The 23,464-nt window shown below is 71.3% G+C and carries 31 protein-coding genes and 1 pseudogene; 29 read left to right on the forward strand and 3 right to left on the reverse strand.

The features are described 5' to 3' along the window. Positions 1–238: 238 nt before the first annotated feature. The 26 genes and pseudogenes from ACLZOT_RS26610 to ACLZOT_RS26735 all read left to right on the forward strand — a co-directional run bounded on the left by ACLZOT_RS26610 (position 239) and on the right by ACLZOT_RS26735 (position 17,691). A complete protein-coding gene (locus ACLZOT_RS26610; RefSeq protein WP_416971593.1) occupies positions 239–457 on the forward strand; it encodes a hypothetical protein in 219 nt (72 codons plus the stop codon). Positions 458–546: 89 nt separating this feature from the next. Further along, a complete protein-coding gene (locus ACLZOT_RS26615; RefSeq protein WP_416971594.1) occupies positions 547–1,134 on the forward strand; it encodes a hypothetical protein in 588 nt (195 codons plus the stop codon). Positions 1,135–1,147: 13 nt separating this feature from the next. Then, complete coding sequence (locus ACLZOT_RS26620) at positions 1,148–1,672, forward strand: hypothetical protein (protein WP_416971595.1); 525 nt, start codon at positions 1,148–1,150, stop codon at positions 1,670–1,672. Next, complete coding sequence (locus tag ACLZOT_RS26625; RefSeq protein WP_416971596.1) at positions 1,669–2,325, forward strand: hypothetical protein; 657 nt, start codon at positions 1,669–1,671, stop codon at positions 2,323–2,325. Before ACLZOT_RS26620 ends, ACLZOT_RS26625 begins: the two co-directional genes overlap by 4 nt. Then, positions 2,279–2,974, forward strand: coding sequence for a hypothetical protein (locus tag ACLZOT_RS26630; protein ID WP_416971597.1), 696 nt, complete (start codon positions 2,279–2,281; stop codon positions 2,972–2,974). Before ACLZOT_RS26625 ends, ACLZOT_RS26630 begins: the two co-directional genes overlap by 47 nt. Positions 2,975–2,989: 15 nt before the next feature. Continuing rightward, a complete protein-coding gene (locus ACLZOT_RS26635; RefSeq protein WP_416971598.1) occupies positions 2,990–3,634 on the forward strand; it encodes a hypothetical protein in 645 nt (214 codons plus the stop codon). Positions 3,635–3,850: 216 nt separating this feature from the next. Beyond that, positions 3,851–4,150: pseudogene (locus ACLZOT_RS26640) on the forward strand (DNA cytosine methyltransferase); the annotation flags it as partial. After that, positions 4,137–4,625 (forward strand): hypothetical protein, encoded by a 489-nt coding sequence (locus tag ACLZOT_RS26645; RefSeq protein WP_416971599.1) that lies wholly within the window; start codon positions 4,137–4,139, stop codon positions 4,623–4,625. The pseudogene ACLZOT_RS26640 and the gene ACLZOT_RS26645, both read left to right, overlap by 14 nt. After that, complete coding sequence (locus ACLZOT_RS26650; protein WP_416971600.1) at positions 4,622–4,903, forward strand: hypothetical protein; 282 nt, start codon at positions 4,622–4,624, stop codon at positions 4,901–4,903. The genes ACLZOT_RS26645 and ACLZOT_RS26650 overlap by 4 nt, the downstream gene beginning before the upstream one ends. 104 nt (positions 4,904–5,007) lie before the next feature. Further along, entirely contained in the window at positions 5,008–5,325 is a 318-nt protein-coding gene (locus tag ACLZOT_RS26655; RefSeq protein WP_416971601.1) for a hypothetical protein, read from the forward strand. Further along, positions 5,240–5,575: a DUF4913 domain-containing protein gene (locus tag ACLZOT_RS26660; RefSeq protein ID WP_416971602.1), complete on the forward strand. Its 336-nt coding sequence runs from the start codon at positions 5,240–5,242 to the stop codon at positions 5,573–5,575. Before ACLZOT_RS26655 ends, ACLZOT_RS26660 begins: the two co-directional genes overlap by 86 nt. 12 nt (positions 5,576–5,587) lie before the next feature. Further along, complete coding sequence (locus ACLZOT_RS26665; RefSeq protein ID WP_416971603.1) at positions 5,588–6,343, forward strand: hypothetical protein; 756 nt, start codon at positions 5,588–5,590, stop codon at positions 6,341–6,343. Next, positions 6,340–6,861 carry a hypothetical protein gene (locus ACLZOT_RS26670; protein ID WP_416971604.1) on the forward strand — a complete coding sequence of 174 codons (522 nt, stop codon included), beginning with the start codon at positions 6,340–6,342 and terminating at the stop codon, positions 6,859–6,861. Before ACLZOT_RS26665 ends, ACLZOT_RS26670 begins: the two co-directional genes overlap by 4 nt. Before the next feature lie 36 nt (positions 6,862–6,897). Next, on the forward strand, positions 6,898–7,734 hold the full coding sequence (locus ACLZOT_RS26675; RefSeq protein ID WP_416971605.1) for a winged helix-turn-helix transcriptional regulator: 837 nt from the start codon (positions 6,898–6,900) through the stop codon (positions 7,732–7,734). A gap of 116 nt (positions 7,735–7,850) precedes the next feature. Beyond that, positions 7,851–8,960, forward strand: a complete 1,110-nt coding sequence (locus ACLZOT_RS26680) for an MFS transporter (RefSeq protein WP_416971606.1) — start codon at positions 7,851–7,853, stop codon at positions 8,958–8,960. Positions 8,961–9,038: 78 nt separating this feature from the next. Beyond that, on the forward strand, positions 9,039–9,737 hold the full coding sequence (locus ACLZOT_RS26685; RefSeq protein ID WP_416971607.1) for an HAD family hydrolase: 699 nt from the start codon (positions 9,039–9,041) through the stop codon (positions 9,735–9,737). A 209-nt stretch (positions 9,738–9,946) separates the two neighbouring features. Further along, complete coding sequence (locus ACLZOT_RS26690; protein WP_416971608.1) at positions 9,947–10,273, forward strand: hypothetical protein; 327 nt, start codon at positions 9,947–9,949, stop codon at positions 10,271–10,273. 161 nt (positions 10,274–10,434) lie between these two features. Beyond that, entirely contained in the window at positions 10,435–11,382 is a 948-nt protein-coding gene (locus ACLZOT_RS26695) for a hypothetical protein (protein ID WP_416971609.1), read from the forward strand. 92 nt (positions 11,383–11,474) lie between these two features. Then, on the forward strand, positions 11,475–11,777 hold the full coding sequence (locus ACLZOT_RS26700; RefSeq protein ID WP_416971610.1) for a hypothetical protein: 303 nt from the start codon (positions 11,475–11,477) through the stop codon (positions 11,775–11,777). Beyond that, a complete protein-coding gene (locus ACLZOT_RS26705) occupies positions 11,774–12,634 on the forward strand; it encodes a hypothetical protein (protein WP_416971611.1) in 861 nt (286 codons plus the stop codon). The genes ACLZOT_RS26700 and ACLZOT_RS26705 overlap by 4 nt, the downstream gene beginning before the upstream one ends. A gap of 229 nt (positions 12,635–12,863) precedes the next feature. Continuing rightward, positions 12,864–13,061 (forward strand): hypothetical protein, encoded by a 198-nt coding sequence (locus ACLZOT_RS26710; RefSeq protein ID WP_416971612.1) that lies wholly within the window; start codon positions 12,864–12,866, stop codon positions 13,059–13,061. 248 nt (positions 13,062–13,309) lie between these two features. After that, positions 13,310–14,536 (forward strand): AAA family ATPase, encoded by a 1,227-nt coding sequence (locus ACLZOT_RS26715; protein ID WP_416971613.1) that lies wholly within the window; start codon positions 13,310–13,312, stop codon positions 14,534–14,536. Then, positions 14,533–16,332, forward strand: a complete 1,800-nt coding sequence (locus tag ACLZOT_RS26720) for a hypothetical protein (RefSeq protein ID WP_416971614.1) — start codon at positions 14,533–14,535, stop codon at positions 16,330–16,332. Before ACLZOT_RS26715 ends, ACLZOT_RS26720 begins: the two co-directional genes overlap by 4 nt. A gap of 77 nt (positions 16,333–16,409) precedes the next feature. Continuing rightward, a complete protein-coding gene (locus ACLZOT_RS26725) occupies positions 16,410–16,739 on the forward strand; it encodes a hypothetical protein (protein ID WP_416971615.1) in 330 nt (109 codons plus the stop codon). Between the two features lie 106 nt (positions 16,740–16,845). Beyond that, complete coding sequence (locus tag ACLZOT_RS26730) at positions 16,846–17,145, forward strand: hypothetical protein (protein WP_416971616.1); 300 nt, start codon at positions 16,846–16,848, stop codon at positions 17,143–17,145. A 6-nt stretch (positions 17,146–17,151) separates the two neighbouring features. Continuing rightward, positions 17,152–17,691 carry an NUDIX domain-containing protein gene (locus ACLZOT_RS26735; protein ID WP_416971617.1) on the forward strand — a complete coding sequence of 180 codons (540 nt, stop codon included), beginning with the start codon at positions 17,152–17,154 and terminating at the stop codon, positions 17,689–17,691. Between the two features lie 352 nt (positions 17,692–18,043). On the opposite strand, the gene ACLZOT_RS26740 is transcribed toward ACLZOT_RS26735, so the two are convergent. From ACLZOT_RS26740 to ACLZOT_RS26750, 3 genes are read right to left on the reverse strand one after another with little or no spacing between them, the layout of a single operon-like run. Then, positions 18,044–18,634, reverse strand: coding sequence for a gamma-glutamylcyclotransferase family protein (locus tag ACLZOT_RS26740; RefSeq protein ID WP_416971618.1), 591 nt, complete (start codon positions 18,632–18,634; stop codon positions 18,044–18,046). Then, positions 18,553–19,098: a GNAT family N-acetyltransferase gene (locus ACLZOT_RS26745; protein ID WP_416971619.1), complete on the reverse strand. Its 546-nt coding sequence runs from the start codon at positions 19,096–19,098 to the stop codon at positions 18,553–18,555. The genes ACLZOT_RS26740 and ACLZOT_RS26745 overlap by 82 nt, the downstream gene beginning before the upstream one ends. A gap of 26 nt (positions 19,099–19,124) precedes the next feature. Then, a complete protein-coding gene (locus ACLZOT_RS26750; RefSeq protein ID WP_416971620.1) occupies positions 19,125–20,438 on the reverse strand; it encodes a hypothetical protein in 1,314 nt (437 codons plus the stop codon). 357 nt (positions 20,439–20,795) lie between these two features. Here ACLZOT_RS26750 and ACLZOT_RS26755 point away from each other — a divergent pair, with 357 nt between their 5' ends. From ACLZOT_RS26755 to ACLZOT_RS26765, 3 genes are all read left to right on the forward strand, one after another. Continuing rightward, positions 20,796–21,254 carry a hypothetical protein gene (locus ACLZOT_RS26755; protein ID WP_416971621.1) on the forward strand — a complete coding sequence of 153 codons (459 nt, stop codon included), beginning with the start codon at positions 20,796–20,798 and terminating at the stop codon, positions 21,252–21,254. Beyond that, positions 21,254–21,733 carry an ATP-binding protein gene (locus tag ACLZOT_RS26760; RefSeq protein WP_416971622.1) on the forward strand — a complete coding sequence of 160 codons (480 nt, stop codon included), beginning with the start codon at positions 21,254–21,256 and terminating at the stop codon, positions 21,731–21,733. Before ACLZOT_RS26755 ends, ACLZOT_RS26760 begins: the two co-directional genes overlap by 1 nt. 188 nt (positions 21,734–21,921) lie before the next feature. Further along, positions 21,922–23,418: an ATP-binding protein gene (locus tag ACLZOT_RS26765; protein WP_416971623.1), complete on the forward strand. Its 1,497-nt coding sequence runs from the start codon at positions 21,922–21,924 to the stop codon at positions 23,416–23,418. The last annotated feature ends 46 nt before the right edge of the window (positions 23,419–23,464 follow it).

The following is a 23,464-nucleotide window of genomic DNA, read 5'->3' on the forward strand; positions in this document are numbered from 1 at the left end:
CCCGCCCGCCGTGCCAGACCAGTTCTCCGGCGCTGGTGCCTGGTCCACCTACCAGTCCGCGCTGTCTCGCTACGCCGCCCGCCAGGCCGCCATCCGCCAGGCGCTCCGCATGAGCAGGCAGACCTCCGTGGAGCCTCCGCGCCCCCTCCTGGCGCGCTGCCTCCGACGCTTCAGGCGCTGAACCCTCCCGCCTCGACTGGCCCGTCAACCTCTCCTACTGGCAACGGATTTGTTCACCATGAACTCCCCCCTGCTGTCCATCGGAGCCCCGCCCCGCCCCCTCCCCGGGACGGACACCGACGTGCCGGGCGCTCTCCCGATCCGGCGGATCGACGGGCGCTGGCATCTGACCGTCGGCCGGGGCCACGTCCCGATCGAGGACGACGCCCTCACCCGCGATCTGGAGGCGCTCGCCGCGCTCCTCGCTCCCGCCGCCTCGCCCGGGCGGCGCCCTTGAGCGCCGACAGCCCCGGCCTCAGTCCTCAGCTGGAGGCCGAGCAGGCCGCACCCTCCCCTCCCCGCCGCTGACACCCAGCAGAGAGACCCATGCCTCTACCCGTCCCCAACTCAAGCGCCGCCCAGTGGCTGCGCGGTGCGGCCGACCACACCGAGTCGCTGGAGAACGCCCTGCCCCGCGCCTACCGGGAGGAGGGCGTGCCGGACCTGGCCGAACTGGCCGGTCACGCCGAGGCGATCGACGAACACCACCGTGCCGTCCTGGACATCACCGCCGTCCTGACCGCGCGCCCGCACCCGGCCACCGCCGAACGGGCCGAGGCTCGAACGCTCGCCGCCGCAGCCGAAGAACTGGCTCGGGCGGGCGCGTCGGTCAGCCGTGCCGCTGAGATGGCCGCCCGACTGCACGACGTCGCAAGCGTCGGCGGACGGAGCGCCGAGGCAACCCGCGAGCACGCGACCCGGTACCTCAACCAGTCCCTCTCACACACCCGCATCGCCCTCCGCGACGCCACGGAGCAACTGCGAACCGAGGCAACACGGTTGTCGCTCGCCACGCCAGCCGGGCGAGGCCCCGCAGCGGTGGCGCGTTCGACCGCTCGCGGAGCCCGCGTCGTCGCCGCCCCTCCCGCTCGGCCCGCCGACCTGCCCCCGCACGCAGCCGGCCGACGACGCTGAACCCGGAGTCGCCGTGACCAGCACACCCACCGCCTTCACGCACGACCTGGCTACCGTCGCCGGGATGCTGCGCCTGCTCGGTCGCGTCACCGTCGCGCCACCGGGGCCAGGTCAGCTGGCTCCTGACCCCTCCGCCATCTCTCAGCGGATGGCCCAGGCCCTCGCCTTCGAGCGCGAGTGCGCGGACAACGCCCGGCACCTGCGGAATCTCAGCACCGACAGCGCTGCCGACCCGCCGCTGGCCGTCGCGTACGCTGCGGCGGCCGTCCGTGCCGCCACGATCACCCGGCACCTCGGCGTCGCCTTCGACCTGTCCGTCAAGTGCGCCCTGACCGTGCGCGGGGCACCGCGCAGTGCGGCCGAGTCACTGCACCAGCGTCGCCGCAAGGCCGCGGGGGAGGCCCTGACCGCAGCCGAGAAGGAGGCCGACCGCGGCCACCAGGAAGTCCTCGGCTTCGCCGCCCGGATCGCCTCCGACGCCGCCGGGCCCCCAGCCGCTCAGCCCCTCGCTGAGCCCGCGACCCGGGGGCGCCGATGACCGGTGACCCGCAGGAGGTGGGGCGGCTCCTGCAGGACATGGCGTCCGACGCCGAGCGGGCGGCGCTGGGGCGGCCGGGGCCCGCTGCACCGGCTGATGTCGCCGACCAGCTCCAAGAGGTGCTCGCGCTGCAGCGGCGCGCTGCCGCCGCCGTCGCACGGTTCACCCAGGCGTCTCCCGAGCAGTCAGCCGCCCGTATGGGTGCGCTCGTGTTCGCCTGGGCGGCGGCCAGGCTGGGCCTGGTCGGCGCGGTGCTCGGAGAGACCCTGGAGGCCGCGGCCCACCTCTTCGACCCCGACGCCGCGTCCCTCAACTCCCAGCAGCTAAAGGTCCTGGAGGGCGTCGTCGCCCAGGGGCTGGAGAGCACGCGCCTGGGCCTGCAAGCCCTGTCGGCCGATCTCCTCACCGCCGGCGCGGCCGTCACGGCGGGCCCGCCGTGGCCGAGTGTGCCCCTCCCCGCAGCGGCCGTCACGTTCGGCGCCCCATCGTCACCGGAACCGGCACCGACGCCGCCCGCCGCAGGCGAGTACGAGCCACGCGTCGGCGCGGCACGTCAGCGGACACGGCACCTGCTCATTGTCGTGTCACCGCCCGCCACGGCCGCCGATGCGCCGCAGCCGACCACAACCGTCCTGCCGTTCCGCCGTCCTTGACCCGGCGACAACGCCCGGTCATCACCCTCACCGTTCGGAGCCCACCACGCCCGCACCAGCACCCACACCGACTCTGGGTGACTACCAGCAGCGCCTTCGCCTGGTCGCCGGCCAGGCCGAGGCCCTGGCCGAGAAGCTCCCCGGCCCTCTCGCTGCCGACCCCGGTGTTCCAGACGCCCGCGTCGTCGCCCAACAGCTCAGCGCCCTCCAGTTCGTCCAGACGAGCACGCTCGGCGCGGCCGACTACGCCAACCACATTCCGCTCGACCCCTCCGCCACCAGCGCCGCGCGGCTGACCGCCATCGCCCTCGCCGGTGCCCACACCCGGGTCACGGAGGCGACTCGGCACCTCGCGCACCTGTTCCAGCACTCCGTCAGCGCGGACGTGTGGGCCGTGCCCGACGCGCAGCCGGTCGACCCCCGCCAGATCTACGCCGCCGCCCGGCACCAACTCGCTGCCGCAGCACGGGAGCTGCGGACCGAGGCTGACCGCCTTCCGTCCGCCGGCGTCTCGTACCTGCCCGCCCAGGCTCGACAGCCCGCAGCAGTGAGCCTGCCGCAGAGGCTGCGCCGTGTTCTCACCCGCCGCCCGGCCGAGCCCACCCCCCTCACCGCCCTTCCCCGCAGCGCCGCCAAGCCGCGCCTCTGAAACCGAGGCCCCGCCATGACCTACACCACCCCTGTCGAACTCCAGTCCCAGTGGCTGCACGGCACCGCCGACAACCTGCACGCCTTCCGCGAAGAACTGTGGCGCCTGTACACCTTCCGCGACCCCCAGACCGCCCGTCTCGGCGCGCTGCTGGAGAGGATGACCCAGGCGCAGGAGACGCTGCTGCCCAACACCACCGACGAGTACGACACCGTCGCGCCCGACTCCACCCAGCCCGCGGACATCGCCTGGCGGCGGTGCACCGTCGCATACGCCTACGCCGGTCTGCTGAATGCCAAGGCAATCCTGCGCCTGCAGCCCGCCCTCGTCTCCGCCACTCTCGCCCGGCTCACGCCCGGCCCCGCCTACGCCTCGCCGCACCGCCTGGCCTACTTCAAGTCGCTGTCCGCCGGCCGGGAGGTCCTCGACGAGGCCGTCTGGAAGCTGCGGGAGGTCGCGGAGCACCTGACGGCCCCCGAGGAGCCTGACCTGCTCAAGGCATTCACCGGCGACGCCGCCTTCCGCATGGTCCGCTCGGCCGCGGTGATCGCCAAGCCTGCCGAGCCGAACACCGCCCGCAAGGCGGCCGGGCCCGGTGCCGTGGTCGTCGCCGCGCCGCACAGCCGCGCCACCAGCGCCCGCACCGGGGCACGCCGATGAGCGCACCCAACCGAGCGGGGCCGCGGATCGGGTCGATGTGCTCGGGATTCGGCGGCCTGGACATGGGAGTTCAGGACGTGCTCGGCGGCGAGGTGGTCTGGCACGCCGATATGAACCCCGCTGCCGCGCAGATCCTGGCCCACCACTGGCCCAGAGACGCCAAATCTCGGCGATATCACCGCAGTTGACTGGTCGAGCGTCCCCCCGATCGACGTCCTGACGGCGGGCTTCCCGTGCCAGGACCTGTCGGTCGCGGGCAAGCGTGCCGGCCTGATGGAGGGCACCCGCTCCGGACTGTGGCTAACCATCGCCAGCGCGATCGACGTCCTCAAGCCCAAGTTGGTGGTGATCGAAAACGTACGCGGAATCCTCTCCGCAGCCGCTGCCTCGCCAGCCGATGGCGACCTGGAATGCCCCTGGTGCGATCTGGGAGACGGCGGAGGTGAGCCTGCTCTGCGGGCACTTGGCGCGGTACTCGGAAGTCTGGCCAACCTCGGGATGGATGCGCGGTGGACGGTGCTATCCGCAGCAGCCGTCGGTGCCCCTCACCGCCGGGAGCGCCTGTTCCTCGCGGCCTGGCCCGGCGGAGCTGGGACTGCCGACACCACGGGCACGCGATGCGAAGGGCCCGGATGCCTGGCGGGCGGACCTGGGGCACACGGTGTCGCTGCTCAAGACCCCGACCTCCAACCTGGGGCAGATCGGCGGCAGCCAGCACCCGGACAAGCGCCGCTCGGGTGGGCACGGCCCGAACCTGTCGGACGAGGTGGAGCACCTTCTTCCCACCCCGAAGGCCAGCGACGGGACGCACGGGGGCCCGAACTCCCGTGGCTCCAAAGGCGATCTGACGCTTCCCTCGGCGGCGGCTCAACTGCTGCCCACACCGCGGACCTCGGACACGGGGACACCGGGCCGCAGGACCGGGCAGGGGTTCGGGCCGCCGCTGTCGGTGCTACTGCTGCCTCTGTGGGAGCGGGCTCCGGAGGAGTGAGCCGGTGGGGCCCGTACGCCTCGGCCGTCGCCCGGTGGGAGCGGGTCACCCGGCCCGCCCCGGAGCCGGTCGACAGGAACGGTCGCCTCGCCCCGGAGTTCGTCGAGTGGATCATGGGCCTCGATGCCGGCCATGTCACCGGTGTTCCCGGCCTGTCCCGCTCGGCCCAGCTGACCGCCCTCGGCAACGGCGTCGTCCGCCAGCAGGCAGCTAAGGCGCTGCAGTTGCTCGACGCCCCCGGTCTTCTCGCCGCCGCCTGCTGTGGCGAGCAGCGGTGAGCCGGGCGCCGCTTATACCGCACGATCGGCCGGACGCGTCCGGCCGATCGCGGCGGAATCTTGTCTCACGACCCCGCGACCGCACCGAAAGGCCCCTACCTCTCTTGACCGCATCCGAGCCCGACGGGGGCGCCGAGCCGAACTCCGGCTACAGCGACGCCCAGATCGAGGCCCTGTCCGCGAAGTTGACCGCCCTGGCCGCGGGCTTCGACGCGCAGGCCGAACAGCTGGCCACCATGTCGACCGCGCTGGATCCCGAGGACGACAGCGTCGCCGTCGAGCCCATGTTCATCGTCGCCTTCGAGGACCCGGCCTACTGTAAAAGAGGTCGAACTCATGGTCCCGTGGGTCGACGAGATCTTCACGAAGATCTATGGACCCGAAACCACGGCGTCGCGGCCGTGGTGCGTGCGCTGGCCTGAGCATCCCGAGGCCGTGGCCCGGCTGCACGCCCTCTGGCTGGCCTGGCAGGCCGCGATCGATCCCGAATCCGGGCCGAACGGCCCCAGTGCCTGGCAGCGCGACCACCTCGAGCCCGCGCTGCTCAAGCTCCGTTCAGCCGACGGCCCGTTCGGCGCGTGCACCAGCTCCGGCGGCCACGTCAGCCACCGCCTGCTGGAGCACCCGGCGCTGACCGACCCCGACTCCCTCATTCCTCCCCCCTCGACCTGACCGGAGGCCGACATGCCCGACCTCAGCCTGCCCGAGTGGCAGCCCGCGGACACCGCCTCCGCCCGAGCCCAGCAGCACTTCCTGGAAGCCGAAGGGGTCTACGACCTCCTCATCGAGACCGACCCCGAAGACCTCGACGGCCCCGAGCCCGACAGCGACAACTTCCTGCTGTTCGAGAACCTCGACGCCTACTACGAGACCTCCAACCCCGCGCTCGCCGCCCACCTGCACTACGGCACCGACGGCACCTTCGCCCTGGCCACCCACCCGGCCCCCACCTTCGCCATCGCGGCGGCCTGGCTGGTTGCCCGCGGCGCCGACCCGGGTGCCTTCCTCCACCCCGCCGGCCACGGCGGCACACCGGTCGACGAGCGCAGCGCCGCCGTCGCCGCCCGCTTCATCGCCGACCACGCCCGGTACGAGCATGTCGAGCACGTGGTCGAGCCGGACGAAACCTGGGTGATGCTGCGCGACACCACCTCAGCCGGTGCCACTCGCCCGTTCCTCCTGCAACTGGAGACCGGCGATCCGGAACGCGGCTACACCCTGCGCGAGGGCAGCTTCACCAGCCCGCAGGAGGTCCAGCAGTGGCTGGAGACCCGGCGCACCGCGCTGCCGCCCGTCGCCCAGGGCGAGGCCACCGTCGTCTACAGCCCGAAGGCCCTGGCGGCGCGCGCCCGCATCATCGCAACGCCCGCCAAGGGCACCGCAGCCGAGGCCGCCCCCACCCCCCTCCCGGCACCGGCCGGGCGGCGGGCCGTGCGGTGAGCGAGCAGCGGCCGAGCAGTCCTCCGGTGGGGTTCTCCGCCCACCCGGAGGCGCTCGCCGACCTCCTCGACGCACCCGCGGACGTTCGGGACCTCGCGCTGGAGTACCTCGACCGGCTGCTGCGCGCCGAGGTCCGCGGGCCGCTGCTGGACCAGCAGGACGACCGCGACCTGCGCGGAGCCCGCAAGCTCTACCTCGACGACCGCAACGCCTTCCGGCTCGTCTACACCGAGCAGCGCGCACCAGGCAACCCACGCCGACTGCTCGGCATCCACCTTGTCGCCGTCGGACGGCGCTACAACATCGAGGTCTACAAGACGGCGGCCGAGCGGCTCCAGGCCGAACGACTCAAGCAGGCCGCCGCCCAGGAGGTTCCGCGCCCGAGCATGCCGGCTCGGTTCCAGGCCGCCCTCGCCTCCTCCGCCTCCCGGCCCTCCCCGGCACAGGCCACCGCGACCACCCCCGGCACAGCCCCACCCACCGTGGTCGCCGCCCCTCCCCCCGCCATCCGGCGCTGATCCCGACACGACCCCACTGCCACAACGGAGTTCGCCATGCCCGCCACCGCCAACGTCACCGTCCTGGACCGCGCCCAGCTGGCCGCCGAGGGGATCTCCACCCGCTGGTCGACCCGCGTGCTGCGCATGCTGGGCTCCTCTGGCCCGCTGCGCCCGGTCGAGATCACGGATTCCTCCCTGGTCCCTGCAGGCAGCCTGCACCGGGTGACCGGTCTGCTGGAGCGCGCGGGCGCGATCACCCGCCTGCCCGTTCCCGGCAGCCCCCGCTCCGTGCTGGCTCTGACCGATGCCGGCCGGACGTTGGGACCGGTCCATGCCGCAGCCCTGGACTGGGCCGACCGCCACTTGGTCGGCCGCGCGGACCTGGAGGCGCCGGAGGCGATCGACGACGCCATGAGCCTGTTCGCCCTCCCCCACACCGGGGCCGTCTTGTTCGAGCTGGTGGCGGGCGAGCCGTTGACGGTTCCACAGTTCTCGGAGCGGCTCCCGGTCGTTGGCGCCAGTATCCTTCACCACCGCCTGTCCATGCTGGCCGAGCATGGCCTGATCTCGCGCAGCGGCACCCGGCGGAGCTACCGGTGGAGGATCAGCGAGGCCGGCATACACGCCGGCGCCATGGTCCGCGAGCTGTCCGGGTGGGCGGAGCGGTGCCTGCCCAGCGCCGCCCACCCGGCCTCTGCCGGGCAGGTAACCTCCTCCATCACATTGGGATCCGGCACCGACGTTGTGGTCGTCGCCGCGCCCAGCCCCGCCACCTCGCGGACCGACTCCGCCCGGCTGCGCCGGGACACCCTGCGGATCCACTTCTCCCACGCGCCCGGCCCCCAGCCCCCGGCACTCCTGCACAGTGCCGCCGCCGGCCTGCGGCGCTGAACCGCCCGTCCTCGACCGGAAGCTCCGCCCTGACCACCACGCCCCTCAATGACACCGCCCAGCGGTCCGGCCCAGATCGCCCGATCCGCAGCGTCCTTCGCACCCCGTACGTCACCGTGCTGCTCACCGCCACCCTGGTGGGACGGCTGCCCACCGCCATGGCCCCGCTCACGCTCTTGCTCGCCGCCCGCGCCGACCACTCGGGGACAACGCTGGGAGCCCTGCTGGCCGCGCTCTACGCCCTGTGCGGAGCCGTCGGCCAGCCGCTGCTCGGCCGGGCCGTCGACCGCCGACGCCTGGCCAGCGTCGCGCTGGCCGCAGCCACCGTTGCGGGCATCGCGTTCACGGCACTCGCCGTTGTCGGCATCGGCCGCTACCCGGTCCTCTCGGGGACCCTGGTCGCACTCGCCGGGTTCGCCACCCCGCCGCTGGAACCTGGGCTACGAGCAATGTGGCCGCGCCTGGTCGCCCCGCAGAACCAGCAGGCCACGTTCGCCCTGGACGCCACCGCCCAGGAAGTCGTCTACGTCGCCGGGCCCACCCTGACCACCATCCTGTGCCAACTCCTTTCACCTGCTGCGGCGTTGACCGGATGCGCCGTCCTCGGTCTGGCGGGCACCGCGCTGCTCGCCTCCCGCCGCCCGGCCCGCGTCCTCAGCCCGGCGCGGCGGGACGCCCACTGGATGGGGCCGCTGCACTCGCCTGGTGTTCTGGTCCTGCTGGGATCCGCCACGCTGCTGGGCGCGAGCCTGGGATCGTTCAACGTCTACGCGCTGGCCGCCGCCGATCGCCACGGCACAGGATGGCTCGCCGGAGCGCTGCCGACCGCCCTCGCCCTCGGCAGCCTGACGGGCGGCATCGTCTGGGCCCGGCTCGCCCACAGCGCTCCCGCCGACCACCTGCTGCGCACCATCAGTACGCGCTTCGCCGCGCCGTTCGCGCTGTTCCTGCTCACCCCCGAACCGGCTCTCGCCGTGGCCGCCGCCGTGCTGCCCGGCCTGTTCCTGGCGCCGTGGTTCGCCACGGCGTTCCAGCAGGGCGATCGGCTCGCTCCCCAGGGCACCGCCACCGAGGCCGCAGCCTGGCTGGTTGCCGTGATCGGTCTCGGCGGCGCTGCCGGCACCGCGCTCGCCGGGCAGCTCTCAGCGGCCGGTCCGGTCGCCGTCGCCGCGCTCACCCTGGCGAGCGCCGTCGCCGCCGCACTCGCTCTTGCCCTGCGCCGCTGACCTGCTCACGCCCCGATCCGCGCCTTGCGCGCCCTTGCGAGCGCAGACCTACCCCAACGCTCTTTCGGAGAAGCCTTCTTGCACAACGCCACCGCCGCCGTCCCGACTCCCGTCACCGTGGTCTGGGACTGGAACGGGACCTTGCGCGACGACGTCCAGGACCACCTCGACGCGCTCAACACCACTCTGCCCGACCTGGGCCACGCCCCGATCACGCTGGAACGCTATCGCGCAGAGCACCGCACCCCGATCCGCGCCTTCTACGACGCTCTGCTCGGCCGGACCCTGACCGACCAGGAGTGGCACGACGCGGACACCGCCTTCCAGCTCGAACTCGCCCAGCACCCGGTGCGGTTGCAGCCCGGCGCCCGTGACCTGCTGCTCGGGCTGCGAGCCCGGGGTATCCGGCAGAGCCTGCTATCCCTGTCCCTGCACAACCGGCTGCTGACCGAAGTACGGGCGGTCGGCATCACCGGTCTCCTCGACCGGGTCGACGGCCGCCACGAACCAGTCTCCGGCAGCAAGGCCCCCGCCATGGCCCGGCACCTCGCAGCCCTCGGACCGGCAACCGACCCGGCGCGCACCCTCGTGATCGGCGACACGGTCGACGACGCGCTCGCCGCATTGTCCGTCGGCGCAGTTCCGGTCCTGCACACCCGCGGCCTTCACTCGCCCGAGCGGCTGGCCACCGCCGGGGTACCCGTCGCCGACAGCCTGCAGGGCGCCGTCGACATGGGGCTCGCCATCATCAACTCGACCCGGCCGGTGCCCCGGTGAGTGCCGAAGACCGGCGTGGGAGGCCCGTCGCCCAGTGGAGGCCCCGTGTCCCCGGCAACACCGACCTGGGCACGCGTCTGGTGTGTGTACGACTTCAGGTCGAGCACCTCCACCAGCTACCCGGCCGTGGCACCGACACCGTTCACGGCGCCATAGCCGATCAACTCGCTTCCGAGGCACGCCGACTGGACGGCATACAGACCCGCATCGTGCAGCTTGCCACTCGCCTGCACCATGACCTCCAGCGCGTGATCGACGGTCGTGGTGCCGATGAGCCCAGCATCAACGGCATCCTCCAGAGCACCGCCCCGGATCTCGATCTGCTCGCCGCGCGCCGCGCCGAACTCCACCGCTCCCTGACTGAACTCGTCGAGGTGTACAACGGCCTGCCCCCGTTCACGGCTGCGTCCGCCGCCACCGAAGTCAACTCGCCCCGGCAGCGCGCCGCGTCCACCCGCGCACCCCGCCGCAGCATCGTCGAGACGAGTTCCGCAGCTCTTACTCCGGCGAAGCCCGCGCGAACACGGGCCCGCTGACCGCCGATGTTCCTGCTCGAAGAAACCACGGCCCGACCGCCTACCAGGACACCGGACCGGTCAACGACACCGAGGGCACCCCGGGTCTCGCCCGCCACGCTCCGCACGGCTCCAGCAGCACCTCCACACCCCCGCGAAGACCGGAGAAACCCATCACCGACATGAACGAGCCGCCCTTCACCATTAACGAGGCCCTTCAGGTCGAGGACCTTGAACCCCACACCGAGGATGACCACCGTGAGTGGGGCGCGCTCGCCAACGAGCCGCTCCTCGCCATTGACGAGGTCCTTCAGGTCGAGGACCTTGAAGCCCACACCGAGGATGACCACCGTAGGTGGGGCGCGTTCGCCTACGAGCGGAACATCGGCATCCTCGCTGTGCAGCACACCGCCAACCCGTACACGTCGCTGCTGACCGACTCCTACCTCGTCGTCCATGACGGCACGATGACCTGGGACATGCCTGGGTCGCCGCAGCTCGCGGCCATCCACGTCGAGCGCGACCTCGGAGTAGGGACGTTCAGGCTGGACTACGAGCGGGCGCCAATCGTGGCGCTCGCGCAGAACTGGCTCGTTTCCCGCGGCGCTGACCTCGATCAGGTGACACCGCGCGACGAGGGGCTTCCGACCTGCGATGAGTCCAGCCGCGAACTGGAGCAGCGGCTTGCCCTGTCCGGGGACCGGTACTGGTTCGCGAACTCGTACACCTCCGACCTCGTCCTGGTGGACCCCGCCCGCTCCTCGGGTGGGCTGCCCAGCGACGAGGAGCTGATCTACGACTTCAATACCTGGATCATCGCCCAGGACCAGCGCCCCGAGCCCGGCCAGCACCCCGTCCGGGTGTTCTACGAGGACATCGACTTCCTCGGCCGCTCGTACACCCTGCGGGAGGGCGGCTTCCCGGACCTCGATGCCGCCTACGAATGGACCCGGCGCGCCGGCGAGCCGGACAACCCCCTCCCGCCCATCGAGATCGAGGCCGCCCCCAGCCCGCGCAGCGCCGCCGCCCGCGCCCCCAGCCCAGCCGCCGCTGCCCGCCCAGCCGCAGCCGTCGCCGAGGCCCCGCCCACCGCCAACGACCAGACCGCCACCCGCCCCCGCACCCGGTGACGGCTCCACCCCCAGGAGCACCTATCTCCACCGACGTTCAGCGAGTACGACGCCGCCCGCGTACCACCGAGCTTCGCACCGCGCAGACGTCCGTGCGCCTGACGCCGACCGCGCTCGCGGCCATCCGCGAGCGGGCGGCACACGAACACCTGACGACCGCCGGGTTCATCGCCACCGCCGCGCTGGCCGCCGCCCTGGCCAATGGTCCCGTCGGCCGCCCCGAGACCGACCCACGCCGACCGCTGGCCGAAGCGATCGACCGCTTGGCCGGGGAGCTGCGCACGCTCACCGACGCCGTCACCGACAGCGAGCAGGCGTCGGAAGTGCTAGCCATACTGCCCGACCTGGCCCAGCGGACCTACGTGGTCCTCGACGCCGTGCTGGAGGCCGCGTGATCCCCGAGGTGTCCACCGGCAACAGCCCCCGGCCACTGCTGGCCTATCTCTACGGACCCGGCCGGCGCGAGGAGCACGAAGACCCGCACCTGGTCGCGGCCTGGGACCGGGCCGGTGCGCCCGATCCCGGCCGCGACCCGGGTGCCACCGTCGCCCGGCTCGCCGCCCGGCTCGACCAGCACGCCCAGCTGCGGGCCGCCGAACTCGGCGCGCTCCCGCCCAGCCGGGTCTGGCACTGCTCGGTGCGCACAGCCCCCGAGGACCCGCTGCTCACCGACGGCCAGTGGGCGCGGGTGGCCCGGCGAATCGTCGCCGCGACAGGACTCGCCCCCACCGAGGAGCCCGGTTGCCGGTGGGTGGCCGTGCGGCACGCCGTCCACCACATCCACATCGCCGGGATCAGCGTGCTGCCGGACGGGTCTCGGCCGGCGATGCACCGTGACTTGACCCGCGCGCAGGCGGAGTGCCGGGCGATCGAGGCGGAGTGGGGCCTTCGCCCCGTCGGCCAAGGCGAGCGCGTCACCACCAGCTATCCGACCACCGCCGAGATCATCAAGGCGGAGCAGCAGGGCTGGGATCAGCCGTCCCGTGTCTGGCTCCAGCAGCGCATGCGCCAGGCCCTGGCCGGTGCCGGCAACGTCACGGAGTACGTTGCCGCTCTGGAGGCCGACGGCGTTCTGGTGCGCTGGCGGACCGACGAGGCGGGCGCCCGAGTCGGGTACAGCCTCGCCCGCCCTGGCGACACTGGGACGAGCGGGATGCCGGTGTACTTCGCCGCTGGCCGCCTCGACTCCGCGCTCGCGCTGCCCCGGCTGATCGCGCTGCTGGCCGACAGCACCTCGCTGGGGCGGTCCTGAGCAGCCCCGGCTGCCGTCCCGTCCTTCGCCTCGTCCTGCCCGGCCGGTGGAACTCCTCGCTCCGCAACAACGCCACGGCCGCCCAAATCCCAAGCCCCGAACCGAACAACACGGAGAAATCCTGACCTCGTATCCTCTCGACTCCGTCGCCAACGTCAAGGCCAGGGTCCAGGGGCCCCCGCACGTCCACGAGGGGGCGGCGCCAGCAGAGCGCACAGCCGAGCCGTTCGTGGCGATCCGGCACACCAGCACCGGCGAGATCACCACCACCCGCTACAACGCCGCCGCCCGGCGGATTCTGATCGGGGCCGGCTTCGAGGAGACTCCTGACTGCACCGGCCCGATGCACGGGCCTGCTCAGCAGCCGGTGGGCTGCTCGCCGCCGGCCACCCCGTGCGCCTGCACCGAACACTCGGCCAGCCGGTGAGCGCCGACGCTACGCCCCTACCGGGCACGCCCGTACAGAGCGGCGACAACACCTCCCGCGCCGAGGCCGCCCGCATCACCCGGCCCAGCCGCGATGTTTCCAACCCGCGCGAGCGGGCGATCCGGTGTCCCCCCTTGCCGGACCGTTCGCCGACGTCGGCCCAGCACGTGATCCGCTCCGGGACCGGCCCGCCTCCCCAGAGCATCGCCAACCCTGACCGCACGCGCACCCTTTGAAGGATCCTCGCTTTGACCACACCCGGACCACCCACGACTCCGCCCCGTACCAAGGGCGGCGAACTACGGGCCAAGGTCGCCCGGCTGCTGGCCGACCGCCCGGCGGACACGCTCACCATCGGAGACATATCCAGGCTGTTGGGCCACTCCCACGGTGCCGTCCGCAATGCCGCCCACACCCTGGCGATCCGCGGCGAGGCCGACCAACTCGGCACCAAACAGCCGCAGTTCCGCGCGAACGCGCAAACCACAGCAGCCGCGCGGGCAGCGGTGATCAGTCCACCGGGCACCCACTCCCCCCGTGCCCAGGCGGCCACGGCCCGTACGACCACTCCCGCAACTCCCACGCCCACGCCCACGCCGAAGCAGACTGGCCCAATCCGCCGCGCAGGGGGCCAGCTCTACCACCCCAGGGAGCTGGCCGATCTGCCCGACGTCGAGGCACTGAACCGCCTGCGCGACGCCGACGTGCCGGTGCTCCTCTACGGCCCCCCGGGCACCGGCAAGACGAGTCTCGTCGAGGCAGCGTTCCCGGACCTGATCACCGTCGCCGGAGACGGCGACACCACGGTCGGCGACCTGATCGGCGACTACACACTGGACGACAGTGGGGGCTACGTCTGGCAGGACGGTCCGCTGGTCACCGCGATGACCGAGGGCCGCGCCCTGCTGATCGACGACGCCACCCTGATCTCACCGAAGGTCCTGGCCGCGCTGTATCCCGCGATGGACGGGCGCCGCCAGATCCAGGTCAAGGCCCACAAGGGCGAGACCATCAAGGCCGAGCCCGGCTTCTACCCGGTCGCCGGCCACAACCCTGGCGTCCACGGCGCTGTCCTCACGGAGGCGCTCGCGAGCCGGTTCAGCGCGCAGATCCAGGTCGGCACGGACTACGACCTCGCTACGGCCCTGAAGATCGATGCCCGGGTCGTGCGAGTCGCCCGCAACCTCGCCGCCCAGGTGGAACTCGGCGAACTCGGCTGGGCCCCCCAGCTGCGGGAACTGCTCAGTTACCAGAAGATCGAGGCCGTCCTCGGCACCAAGGCGGCACTCGCGAACCTGGTCGGCATCGCTCCCCCGGAGGACCGCGACACGGTGGCCGATGCCGTCAGCAAGATTGTCGGCATCAAGGAGGTCGCGCCGCTCACCCTGGGCCGGCAGCTCTCCGCCTCGACCGCTCCGGCCGCCCGGCAGCCCCCGCCAGGCACCGGCTCCGCCCAGCGGGGACGCTCGCGATGAGCGCCCATCACCACGTCCAGCGCCCTGCCACCACGCCCGAGGACGACGCCGACCTCGCGCGCTGGGACGACGACGGCGCCCCGCCCCCGCAACCACGCTCGTCACCTGCGGCGTGGCTGCGCGTGGGAGCCGAACTCGGCGACCGGCTGGTCGCCCTGTCCGGCCGCCAGGACCTCCTCGTCACCTGCCGCCCCGGCACCCGCAGCGGCGCACCCGCCGCCTACATCCCCGTCCTGGCGGAGATCGAGATCGACTCCCGCCTCTTCGACCCCCTCCATCCCCATGAAATCCGTCCGCGGATCGTGGGCGACGAGGAGCGCTATCCCGCCGCGTGGGGGGTGATAGTCCACGAGGCCGCCCACGCCGTCCACTCCGTATGGGAGGAGCCGGCCGGTGCGGACCCCCGTGTCGTCGAGGCCGCGCTCCTGCTGGAGGAGAGCCGTGTCGAAGGCGCCCATCTGGTCAGGCGGCCCACCGACCGCCCGTACCTGCGCACCAGTGCCCGGACCCTGGTCATGCCCGACATCGCCAACCCCAGCATCCAGGGCATCGAGCAGGCCGCCGGCGCGGCGGCCCTGATCCTCGGCCGCCGGGACGCCGGCATCCTGGACGCCGGCGAGACCCAAGCCGTCGCAGACCTGTGCGAACGGGTCCTGGGCGCCGACCTGCTGGCCACCCTCACCGGCATCTGGACCGCGGCCCACCGGTGCGCCGACCACGACGCCACCACCATGCTCGCCCACGCCCAGGACTGGTGCGACGCCCTGGACACCGCCGCCCCCGCCCTGCCGGTGCCCCAGGACCTCACCGATCTGCTGTCCGGCGCGGTGACGGCCGTCATGGACAGCATGGCCGCCAACGACGCAGCCGACCGCGCGGCGCACGTCGCCGCCACCACTGCCGTTGCCGCTCGGTCCAAGGCACAGGCCCAGGACCGCGCCCAGCAGGCCGGCCAGCGACGCAAAGCCGCCGCCACCGCCAAGAGCGTCTTCAACCCCCGCGGCACCACCGTCCACCCCGACGGCACACCGGCGCCCTATGACAACCCGGTCACCGGCACCCGCAAGCCCACCGCCGCCGAGCAGACCGCCGCCGCGCGCCTGAGCCGCGCGCTCCGTGCCGCCGCCTACCGCGAACGCACCGAGGAACGGACCACCAGCCCCACCCCGCCCGGCCGCCTCAACATGCGCGCGGCCCTCGCCCGCGACGCCCAGCGCGCCGCCGGGTCGGTGCCCACCGCAGAGCCGTTCACCCACACCCGTCGCCGCACCTCCCCCACCCCACCGCTGCGCGTGGGCATCGCCGTCGACGTCTCCGGCTCCATGTCGGCCGCCTGCAAGCCCGTCGCGTCCGCTGCCTGGATCGTGGCCCGCGCGGCAGCCCTGACCGGCCCCGACTCCCGCACCGCCACCATCGCCTACGACTACGATCTGACCGCACTGACCCGCCCCACCCACCGGGCGCCAGACCGCGTGACGACGTTCGCCGCCAACGGCGGCAGCCACAACCTTTACGCCGCCATCGACGCACTCGACCACGGCCTCGACCTCAGCCGCCCCGGTACCGGCCGCCTCCTCGTGATCGTCACCGACGCCCAGTACACCCCGGACGAAACCACAAACGCCGTCACCCGCATCAAGCGCCTCGCCACCGCCGGCTGCGCCGTACTCCAGCTCACCCTCACCAAAAACTCCCTCCACCTGCCAGGCACCACCCTGCTCCACCTGCCCCAGCCCTCCAGCGCCCCCGCAGCCATCGCCACGGCCGCTACCGAAGCCATCCGCAAAACACGCTGAGCCGCCGCCACACGACCATGGTGATCAGACACAGAAGCCTCTCCCCGGCCGGACCTGCGCGGGAATACGATGACGCCGTGGACCAGGACCCGGAAACACGACAGGCGGCCTGGGTGCTCTACGTAGGGCTGCACGGCTTGGCCGAAAGCCAGACCTTCGGCCAGGTCATCAGCGACACCCGGCGCGCGACACCCCCCGGAGACATCGACGATCTCCTCCATCAACTGGAGCGGAATCAAACGGTGTTGGACTGCGCTCGTCCCGGGTTGGGACGGCGCATCCGCGACGCCGTCACCTCCTGGGACGAGCGCCCTGCCGACCGGCTCGCCGCACTGCTGCCCCTGCTGGACGATCTCGCCGAGATCACCGGCACATCCCTTCCGCTCCCTTTGCCGCCCTTGCCCTAGATGTGGTGTCGCAGGAGGCCAGCTACACGAAGTCGGCGAAGGCCGGCTGCGTCGGGCCACTGGCTAGGTTGATCCCGTACAAGGAAGTTGAGACGAGGGGGCAACGATGGCGGACGAGGCGTTCGAAGACGTGGCGCGGCTGCGGAAGGAAGGCGCGTACTGCCCTCCGCCGCACTACCGGCTGACGCTGTGCACTGCGGAGGGTACCCAGGTCAGCACGAGCGGCACTGTTTACCTGCCCCACCCTCCGGCAGTCGGCACAGTCCTACGTATCGGCCGCAACCACTGGCGGGTCGAGGCGGCTCAGGTGAACGTGCCCGATACAGGCATGCTCGGCGGCCGGGAGCAGGTACCACCAGAGTGCCTGCTGCTCGTGTCACCCTGCTCCTCCATAACCGAAGCCTGACGAGCCATGGGCTGGAAAAAGCTCGGTAGTGAAGAACTGCACCGGGGACGGTTCCTGTCACTGCGGCGCGACCAGGTCGTGCGACCGGACGGCAGCACCGGCACTTATGAGCACGTCTCCGTGCACGACACGGTCAGAGTCGTGGCTCTGGACACACGGGGGCGCGTGCTGCTGGTCGAGGACGACTTCTACCTCCAGGGACGCCGGATGCTTCATCTGCCGGGCGGCAGCACCGATGGGCAGACCGCGGCAGTAGCAGGTCAGCGCGAGCTGGCCGAGGAGACGGGACTCGTCGCCGAGCACTTGGAACACCTGACGACGCTTGATCCAATGCCCGGGATCACCGCCGCACGCCTGCACCTCGTTGTGGCAACCGGTCTCACTCCGGTTGCGAACGTCGTCGGACGAGACGCGACCGAAATCGGGATGACTGCGGCGTGGTGGCCCACCAGCGAGGCCGTAGCAGCGGTGCGCGCCGGCCGTATCACCGAGGCCGGGAGCGTCGCCGGACTCCTGCTGGCCGTTCAGAGGTCATCAACCTCGTGAGACGGCATACCTAGTTTTCCGCCATGCCTGACAATGGCCGCTATACAGAACATCCCCCGGATCGTAGAGGTGCCGTCGGCGGCCAGAGCGGCGATCAACAGGGCGGTCACCGCACGGATGTCCTGGGCCTGCACTACGGCGCCGTGCAGCCGTCGGGGCCCGCGTACGCCGATCACCGGGCCGGTCGCGGTGGCATCGGCGCCGACGCCCGTAGGCCCTTCACGTGGGTGTCACGGCGCGGGTAGACGCGCTCGGCGATCAGCGAGGCGCCATTGGCCTGCTCGACTCAAACCCGATCCGGTAGGACCGAATCGGTACGGCGTCCGGCAGGCATCCCGCCGGACGCCCCAACCTATTCTGTCTTCGGCTCGCCTGCGGCCAATCCGGGAGCGAGTCGGGCACACCGCGCCGCGTACTCGTCAAGATGGCGTTGCTCGAACTCTGCGGCGCTCCAGTCATCCTCCCGGACGTCTCCGCCCGGCCAGACGTACGCCAACCCCGTCTGGCCGTTGGACAGGGCAACTTCCTTGAGGTCGTACCGCTTGTCCTCGAACGCGTCGAGGATGCGCCACTCCTCGTTGCTCAGGTCCAGGAGGAGCACACCGGGTGCTGATCCGCCGAAGGCCCGCCGGACTAGACCTGGGTAGACCCGTCCTTCGAGCGCGGCTGCGCGATACCCGGGAGCGGACGCTGGGGTCTGCTCGGGTATCCGACCCAGCAGGGCCTTGAGAACGGTATCGAATTGAAGGGTGCCGTAGACGAACAGGGCATCGGGTCCTTGCGTAGGTCGGTCCCGGCGACCAGGGGTCTCCGGGACCGGGGTATGACTCGTGACTGTTTGCGTCATGTGTGTGCCGGGTTTCAGCGAGAGGGCAGGTACATCGCGTCGTACATGGGCGATTCTGGGGCATGCTTGATCTGCCCCATAATCGTGTACCCCCATCGCAGATAGGCATCGTGGGCGGGCTGGTTGTCGATGATGCAGGTCAGTGCGGTGACACTCTCTGAGCGACCTGCGATGACCGTGTCGTGGATCTGCCGCCCGAGGCCCTGGTTCTGGAGCCCCGGCAAGACCATTAGCTCCCGCAGCCAGAAGATGCCCCCGGAGTCGGCCAAAACGACCAGTTCCGCTGGCCGAAGGTTACCGAGCGACGCCCACCATGGCTTGTCCGCCGGCAACGTGGCGCCATGCACATAGCCGATGATCCGACCCTCCTGGCGGGCGGTCACCGTCTCGAACCCCTCGGTGTCGAACGCAGCCTCCAGACGGGTGCGGAACGAGTCGACGGAGAAGAACGGGTCACCGATGTATGGCGGGACGTCGTAGACCTGGGCGTAGACGTCAACCAGCTCATCCATGATGCCCTTGGCCGACGTTCCGTCGTGCCGCCGGTACTCCGCACTCACCACTGTGTGCACTCTCCTTAACGCGCTCACGCGACGTGAGCGCGGATCTGTTCGAGCAAATCCCCCACACCGCTTGCGCGGCGGTGTGGAATCAGTCCGTCGTGGACGATCTTCAACTGTGTGGCTGCTCTGGTCGAGGACATGCCTCCCTCGACCAGGAGAAGGGCCTCCTTCGTGGCAGCCACGCTGTGGTCGACGTCGCCGTTGGCCAGGGCCGCGGCGGAAAGGCTGCCCAGGCACATGCCGCGGTTACGTCCGTGAGCGACGTCTTGGAGTCGTTCGGACTCAGCGAGCAAACGCTGTGCGCGGGCAGTCTGGCCAAGGTCGAGACGGCACATGCCTTCAAGGCAGGTCATCTCGGCGAGGTTCAGGAAGAGGGCCCAGTCCGGATCGCGGTCGTCGCCGCCTCGTTCCCATTCCATCCAGGCCCGCTTGATGGCGGCCTCGCAGTTGATGATGTCCCCGATCCGGGCGTACCCTTGCGCCTCCCGGATAGCCAGGAGCGCGGTGACGCGGGTAGGCGCGTTCCACAGTTCCGCGTGGGTCTGAGCAAGCCGGGCGAATCTGACGGCTTCACGGCCTTTGTTCAGGTCGACCGCCTGGCGGGACATGTTGCTGAGGGTACGGCTGGCCAGCACGTCATCGCTGGTGAAGTGTGCGGCGTTCAAGGACTCGGCGAAGTATTGCCGGGCCTTCGTGTGAAGGCCCGCGTCGTAGCAGAACCACCCGAGGCTGGTGCTGTAGTCGCCGGCCACGGCGTGGAGTTGCTTGCTCATCTCATCGTCATAGGTGCCGCGGTCGATCATGTGGTGCACCCAGTACAGATGTGCTTTGGTGCGCTTCCAGAGCTTGTCGCCACCGAACTTCTGGTCTTTCGCGTACAGCTCTGAAGCCGCTTCGCGCAGCAGTTCGATCTCGTCGGCTCCGATAAGCCACTCGTCGCGGGCTTCAGTGCCGGTGGTGATGTCGGCGAGCCAAGGCGGGGGCCCCTCATCGGTGAGTGGACTGGAGCCGACTACGAGCGGGGGTTCAGAGAGTGATCGGCTGATCAGGGGCGCCGGGCCGACGCCAACAGAGCCGAGCGGCTTCTCGCTCCCACGTGGGCGGAACCCCAGTTGCTCGACGGGGCGACGCCAGTAAGCCTCAAGGACTGCACGCATCGCCGGGTGCGGCCATGGTGGATTGGCGCTCTCCCACCGCGATAGCTGCCGAACGGTGAACGTGGGCGGCTTCTTGATCCGCTGGTCCTCGTAGAGACGCACAGCAAGGGCGGAGAGGTCTTCGACAACCTTCTCCTGAGTTCGGTTCAAGCTCTCGCGCAACCGCTTGAGTTCACTCATGGCCGCTCCTCGCCATCCGGTCTCGCCTCACGGTATCGGCTGAGGGCTGCGCCCCGCGGGGTGTCGTCAGCTCAAAGCGCTGGTCAGCAAAAAAGTCATGCGGAAAGTCCGGGAAAAGTCCGGTAGAAGGCAGGCAGAGTTCCGGTGAAAAGACCTGGCCGTCACCCTTGCGGACCGCTGCACTAGGTAGCGCAGCAAACACCGTGTGTGCTGCGGTCGGGAGGGTCGATGGAGACGTGCATGGTCGCCGAGAGCGCGACTCTGTCTACGTGGTTCTCTGCGGCAGCTCCGTGTCCGGAAGCTGCTGTCAACCACTGGGCCGCGAACCCCCGCCTACCGCGACGCCTTCATTGCGGCGTGACGTTCGACATCGTGCTGGCTGACCAGAAATTGGTTGAGGAGGCGTACCGCCTCCTCACCCGGTACGAGCAACCGACCGGCCCCGCCGTTCTTTTCGCGAACCTGCGCTGTGCCGCCGTGATGGTGCCCGTGGGCACGGTGCACCGATGGAACGGCCTGATGGCGAACTCCCTCTGGCCCGAGCGGACTTCCCGGCCGTGCTGCCTCGGACGGGACAACATGATCCGCGTCCCCGCCCTGCAGCCGTCCAGTCTGGCCGCGCGCTGGTTGGTGGCCCCGGACGACGACCAGGCCATCGACGGGGCGCCATTGCTGACCAGCCCGCCCCCGCTTGCGCGATGCCTCGCCGAAGCGCGCTCCCTCCTCGAACCGCTGGCCAGGCCCATGGCGCGGACTCCCCTCCGCAGGGCCGGGGCCGTCGTCCGATCGGTCCTGCCTGCCCCCCAGAGGACGTGATGACGACGACAACCGTACGGAAGCTGTCCCCGGTCTCCCAGCGCGATGGCGAAGTGATGCACGAGCGGATCGAAGTCGCCCCCTGCGGCGACAACGGTCCGCCCCGCCTCCAGGACGCCATGAAGGTGCAGGTTATGCGCCGGATCGCCGCGGCCAAGCTCAGATTTTTCGGGCTGAGCGCATTGATCGACGAAGTGCTGCTCATCGTCTCGGAGTTGTTGACGAACGCCGTCCTTCACAGCGGCGCCAAGCAGATCACGCTAAGACTCCAGGTCGAGGAGGGCTTTCTGCTTATCAGCGTCACGGACGGCATGACGGGCGGAGCCGAACGCAAGATGATCGACGACGATGCCGAATCAGGCCGTGGACTTGTGCTCGTGGAAGCCCTCGTCGCCGAGCACGGCGGCAAGTGGGGCACCAAGGACAACGGTGCCGAGACCTGGTGCAGCCTCAAAGTACCCACAGAAGCGCAGTCATGATCGCCACGAGCGGCGTCCCCGGGTGGGGGCACTCCGTGCGGGGAGTGGGCGGGGAGATCAGGTGGTGCCGTCAGCCGGACGGGTCCGGCAAGGCGGTCTGGGCCCAGCTGCCTGTCATCGCCGCCGATGTGGGCCGTGGTCCGGTTTTCGGCCCGCCCGTTCAACACGACTGCTGAGGAAGCTGATTCATGTCTGTCTCCGCCCGCCCCGTCGCGCATCGCCGTGTTCACCGGCAGCGCCGCACGCCCAGACCGGACACCTTTCTGCTCGGCCGGCTCCGGCTGGCCGCGGGGGTTGCGCCGTTGCTGATCCTGGTGACGCTGGGGCTGTGCACGCTCTGTCTGGTGCAGGGCTCTTTGACCTCGGCATCGGACGTGGTCGTGGTGGTGCTGTGCGCGGTGGCCGTCGCGGGCGTCTACGGGTTCTTCCTGGCCCGGCATCTGGCGCGCGAGGTGGAGGAGCGGTGGCAGGAAGTACGGGCTGCCGAGCGGGAGCGGGTCACAGCGGCGGTGGAGGCCACGGCGAACGCCGTGGTGTGGTCGGCGGATCAGCTGTGCCAGGGCCAGCAGCCTCCAGTGCCGCCGGCAGGGAGGCAGTCCCAGGAAGAGGGGCCGGGGGCTCTGATGGAAGCGGAGTTCTCCGCTCTTCAGGGAACGGCGGTCCGGGCGTTGCTGCGGGTGCAGCAGAAGCCGTTGGAGCGGGTGCAGCTGGCGTTGCTGCGGCGGGTTCAGCAGCGTCAGCAGGCGTTGACGGTGCGGATGGTGGCGACCTTGGACGAGCTGGAGCATCTGACGGCTGACCCGCATCTGCTGGAAAAGATATTCCAGCTCGACCATCAGGCGACGAGGGCGCGGCGGTGGGCGGAGAGCGTCGCGATCCTGAGCGGGGACTCCCCGCGCCGGATGGGGACGCCGGTGCGGCTGACGGATGTGCTGCGCGGGGCGGTCGCGGAGATCGAGCAGTATGCGCGGGTGCGGGTGGTGTCGGCGGACGCGGGCAGCCAGCTCGCCGTGTCGGGGGCGGCAGGCCCTGAACTGTCGCACCTGGTGGCTGAGTTGGTCGAGAACGCCACGGTGTTCAGTTCGCCGGACGCGCCGGTGATGATGTGGGCGCAGCGGGTGGCGGTCGGGGTCGAGATCCTCGTGGAGGACCGTGCGGTGCGGATGCCGCCGCGGCTTCGGCTGGACCTGAACCGGCTTCTCGAAGATCCTCGGCAGAGTGACGTCGCGGCGCGGGTGAGTGCCGGCACGGTGGGGCTGGTCACGGCCGCGGTGATCGCGCAGCGCCACAAGTTCGTCGTCGAGTTGCGGGAGAACCCCGCCGGCGGGACCACGGCGTCGGTGATCGTGCCCTCCCGGCATCTTCAGACAGCCCCGCCGCCGCAGCCGTCCGCCGTTGCCGTGCACGCACCGGCACGGGCACAGGACGCGTACGAGGCGCCCGTCCAAGCCCCGGGCCTGCCCTCCCGCGCCTCCGCCGGGCCCCGGACAGATGCTCCTGCCGATGGCGCGCGCCAGGAGGAGGTGCCGTCGCTGCCCCGGCGGAAACGGTCTTCCGTCCCGCCGCCGGCCGCCCCGCTGCGTGATGCCCCGGCCGGCCGGGCGACGCCGAGCACGTTCGCGGCGTTCCGCGCAGGCCAGCGGAAAGCCGCCCACTCCGCCCCTCCGCCCCCCACCCGCCCCTGAGCCTTTCCTTCCTTTCCCCCACCGGCCCGCCCCGCGACAGGCGGCC

Source organism: Streptomyces sp. 4F14, assembly GCF_048159485.1.
GTDB lineage: Bacteria > Actinomycetota > Actinomycetes > Streptomycetales > Streptomycetaceae > Streptomyces.

Coding starts and splice junctions, on each gene's coding strand:
- ACLZOT_RS26720 (WP_416971614.1), top strand. CDS start 14,533: ATGAGCGCCCATCACCACGTCCAGCGCCCTGCCACCACGCCCGAGGAC.
- ACLZOT_RS26625 (WP_416971596.1), top strand. CDS start 1,669: ATGACCGGTGACCCGCAGGAGGTGGGGCGGCTCCTGCAGGACATGGCG.
- ACLZOT_RS26750 (WP_416971620.1), bottom strand. CDS start 20,438: ATGAGTGAACTCAAGCGGTTGCGCGAGAGCTTGAACCGAACTCAGGAG.
- ACLZOT_RS26675 (WP_416971605.1), top strand. CDS start 6,898: ATGCCCGCCACCGCCAACGTCACCGTCCTGGACCGCGCCCAGCTGGCC.
- ACLZOT_RS26765 (WP_416971623.1), top strand. CDS start 21,922: ATGTCTGTCTCCGCCCGCCCCGTCGCGCATCGCCGTGTTCACCGGCAG.
- ACLZOT_RS26645 (WP_416971599.1), top strand. CDS start 4,137: ATGCGCGGTGGACGGTGCTATCCGCAGCAGCCGTCGGTGCCCCTCACC.
- ACLZOT_RS26630 (WP_416971597.1), top strand. CDS start 2,279: ATGCGCCGCAGCCGACCACAACCGTCCTGCCGTTCCGCCGTCCTTGAC.
- ACLZOT_RS26740 (WP_416971618.1), bottom strand. CDS start 18,634: ATGGGGGTACACGATTATGGGGCAGATCAAGCATGCCCCAGAATCGCC.
- ACLZOT_RS26635 (WP_416971598.1), top strand. CDS start 2,990: ATGACCTACACCACCCCTGTCGAACTCCAGTCCCAGTGGCTGCACGGC.
- ACLZOT_RS26760 (WP_416971622.1), top strand. CDS start 21,254: ATGACGACGACAACCGTACGGAAGCTGTCCCCGGTCTCCCAGCGCGAT.
- ACLZOT_RS26695 (WP_416971609.1), top strand. CDS start 10,435: ATGAACGAGCCGCCCTTCACCATTAACGAGGCCCTTCAGGTCGAGGAC.
- ACLZOT_RS26610 (WP_416971593.1), top strand. CDS start 239: ATGAACTCCCCCCTGCTGTCCATCGGAGCCCCGCCCCGCCCCCTCCCC.
- ACLZOT_RS26735 (WP_416971617.1), top strand. CDS start 17,152: ATGGGCTGGAAAAAGCTCGGTAGTGAAGAACTGCACCGGGGACGGTTC.
- ACLZOT_RS26665 (WP_416971603.1), top strand. CDS start 5,588: ATGCCCGACCTCAGCCTGCCCGAGTGGCAGCCCGCGGACACCGCCTCC.
- ACLZOT_RS26660 (WP_416971602.1), top strand. CDS start 5,240: ATGGTCCCGTGGGTCGACGAGATCTTCACGAAGATCTATGGACCCGAA.
- ACLZOT_RS26615 (WP_416971594.1), top strand. CDS start 547: ATGCCTCTACCCGTCCCCAACTCAAGCGCCGCCCAGTGGCTGCGCGGT.
- ACLZOT_RS26730 (WP_416971616.1), top strand. CDS start 16,846: ATGGCGGACGAGGCGTTCGAAGACGTGGCGCGGCTGCGGAAGGAAGGC.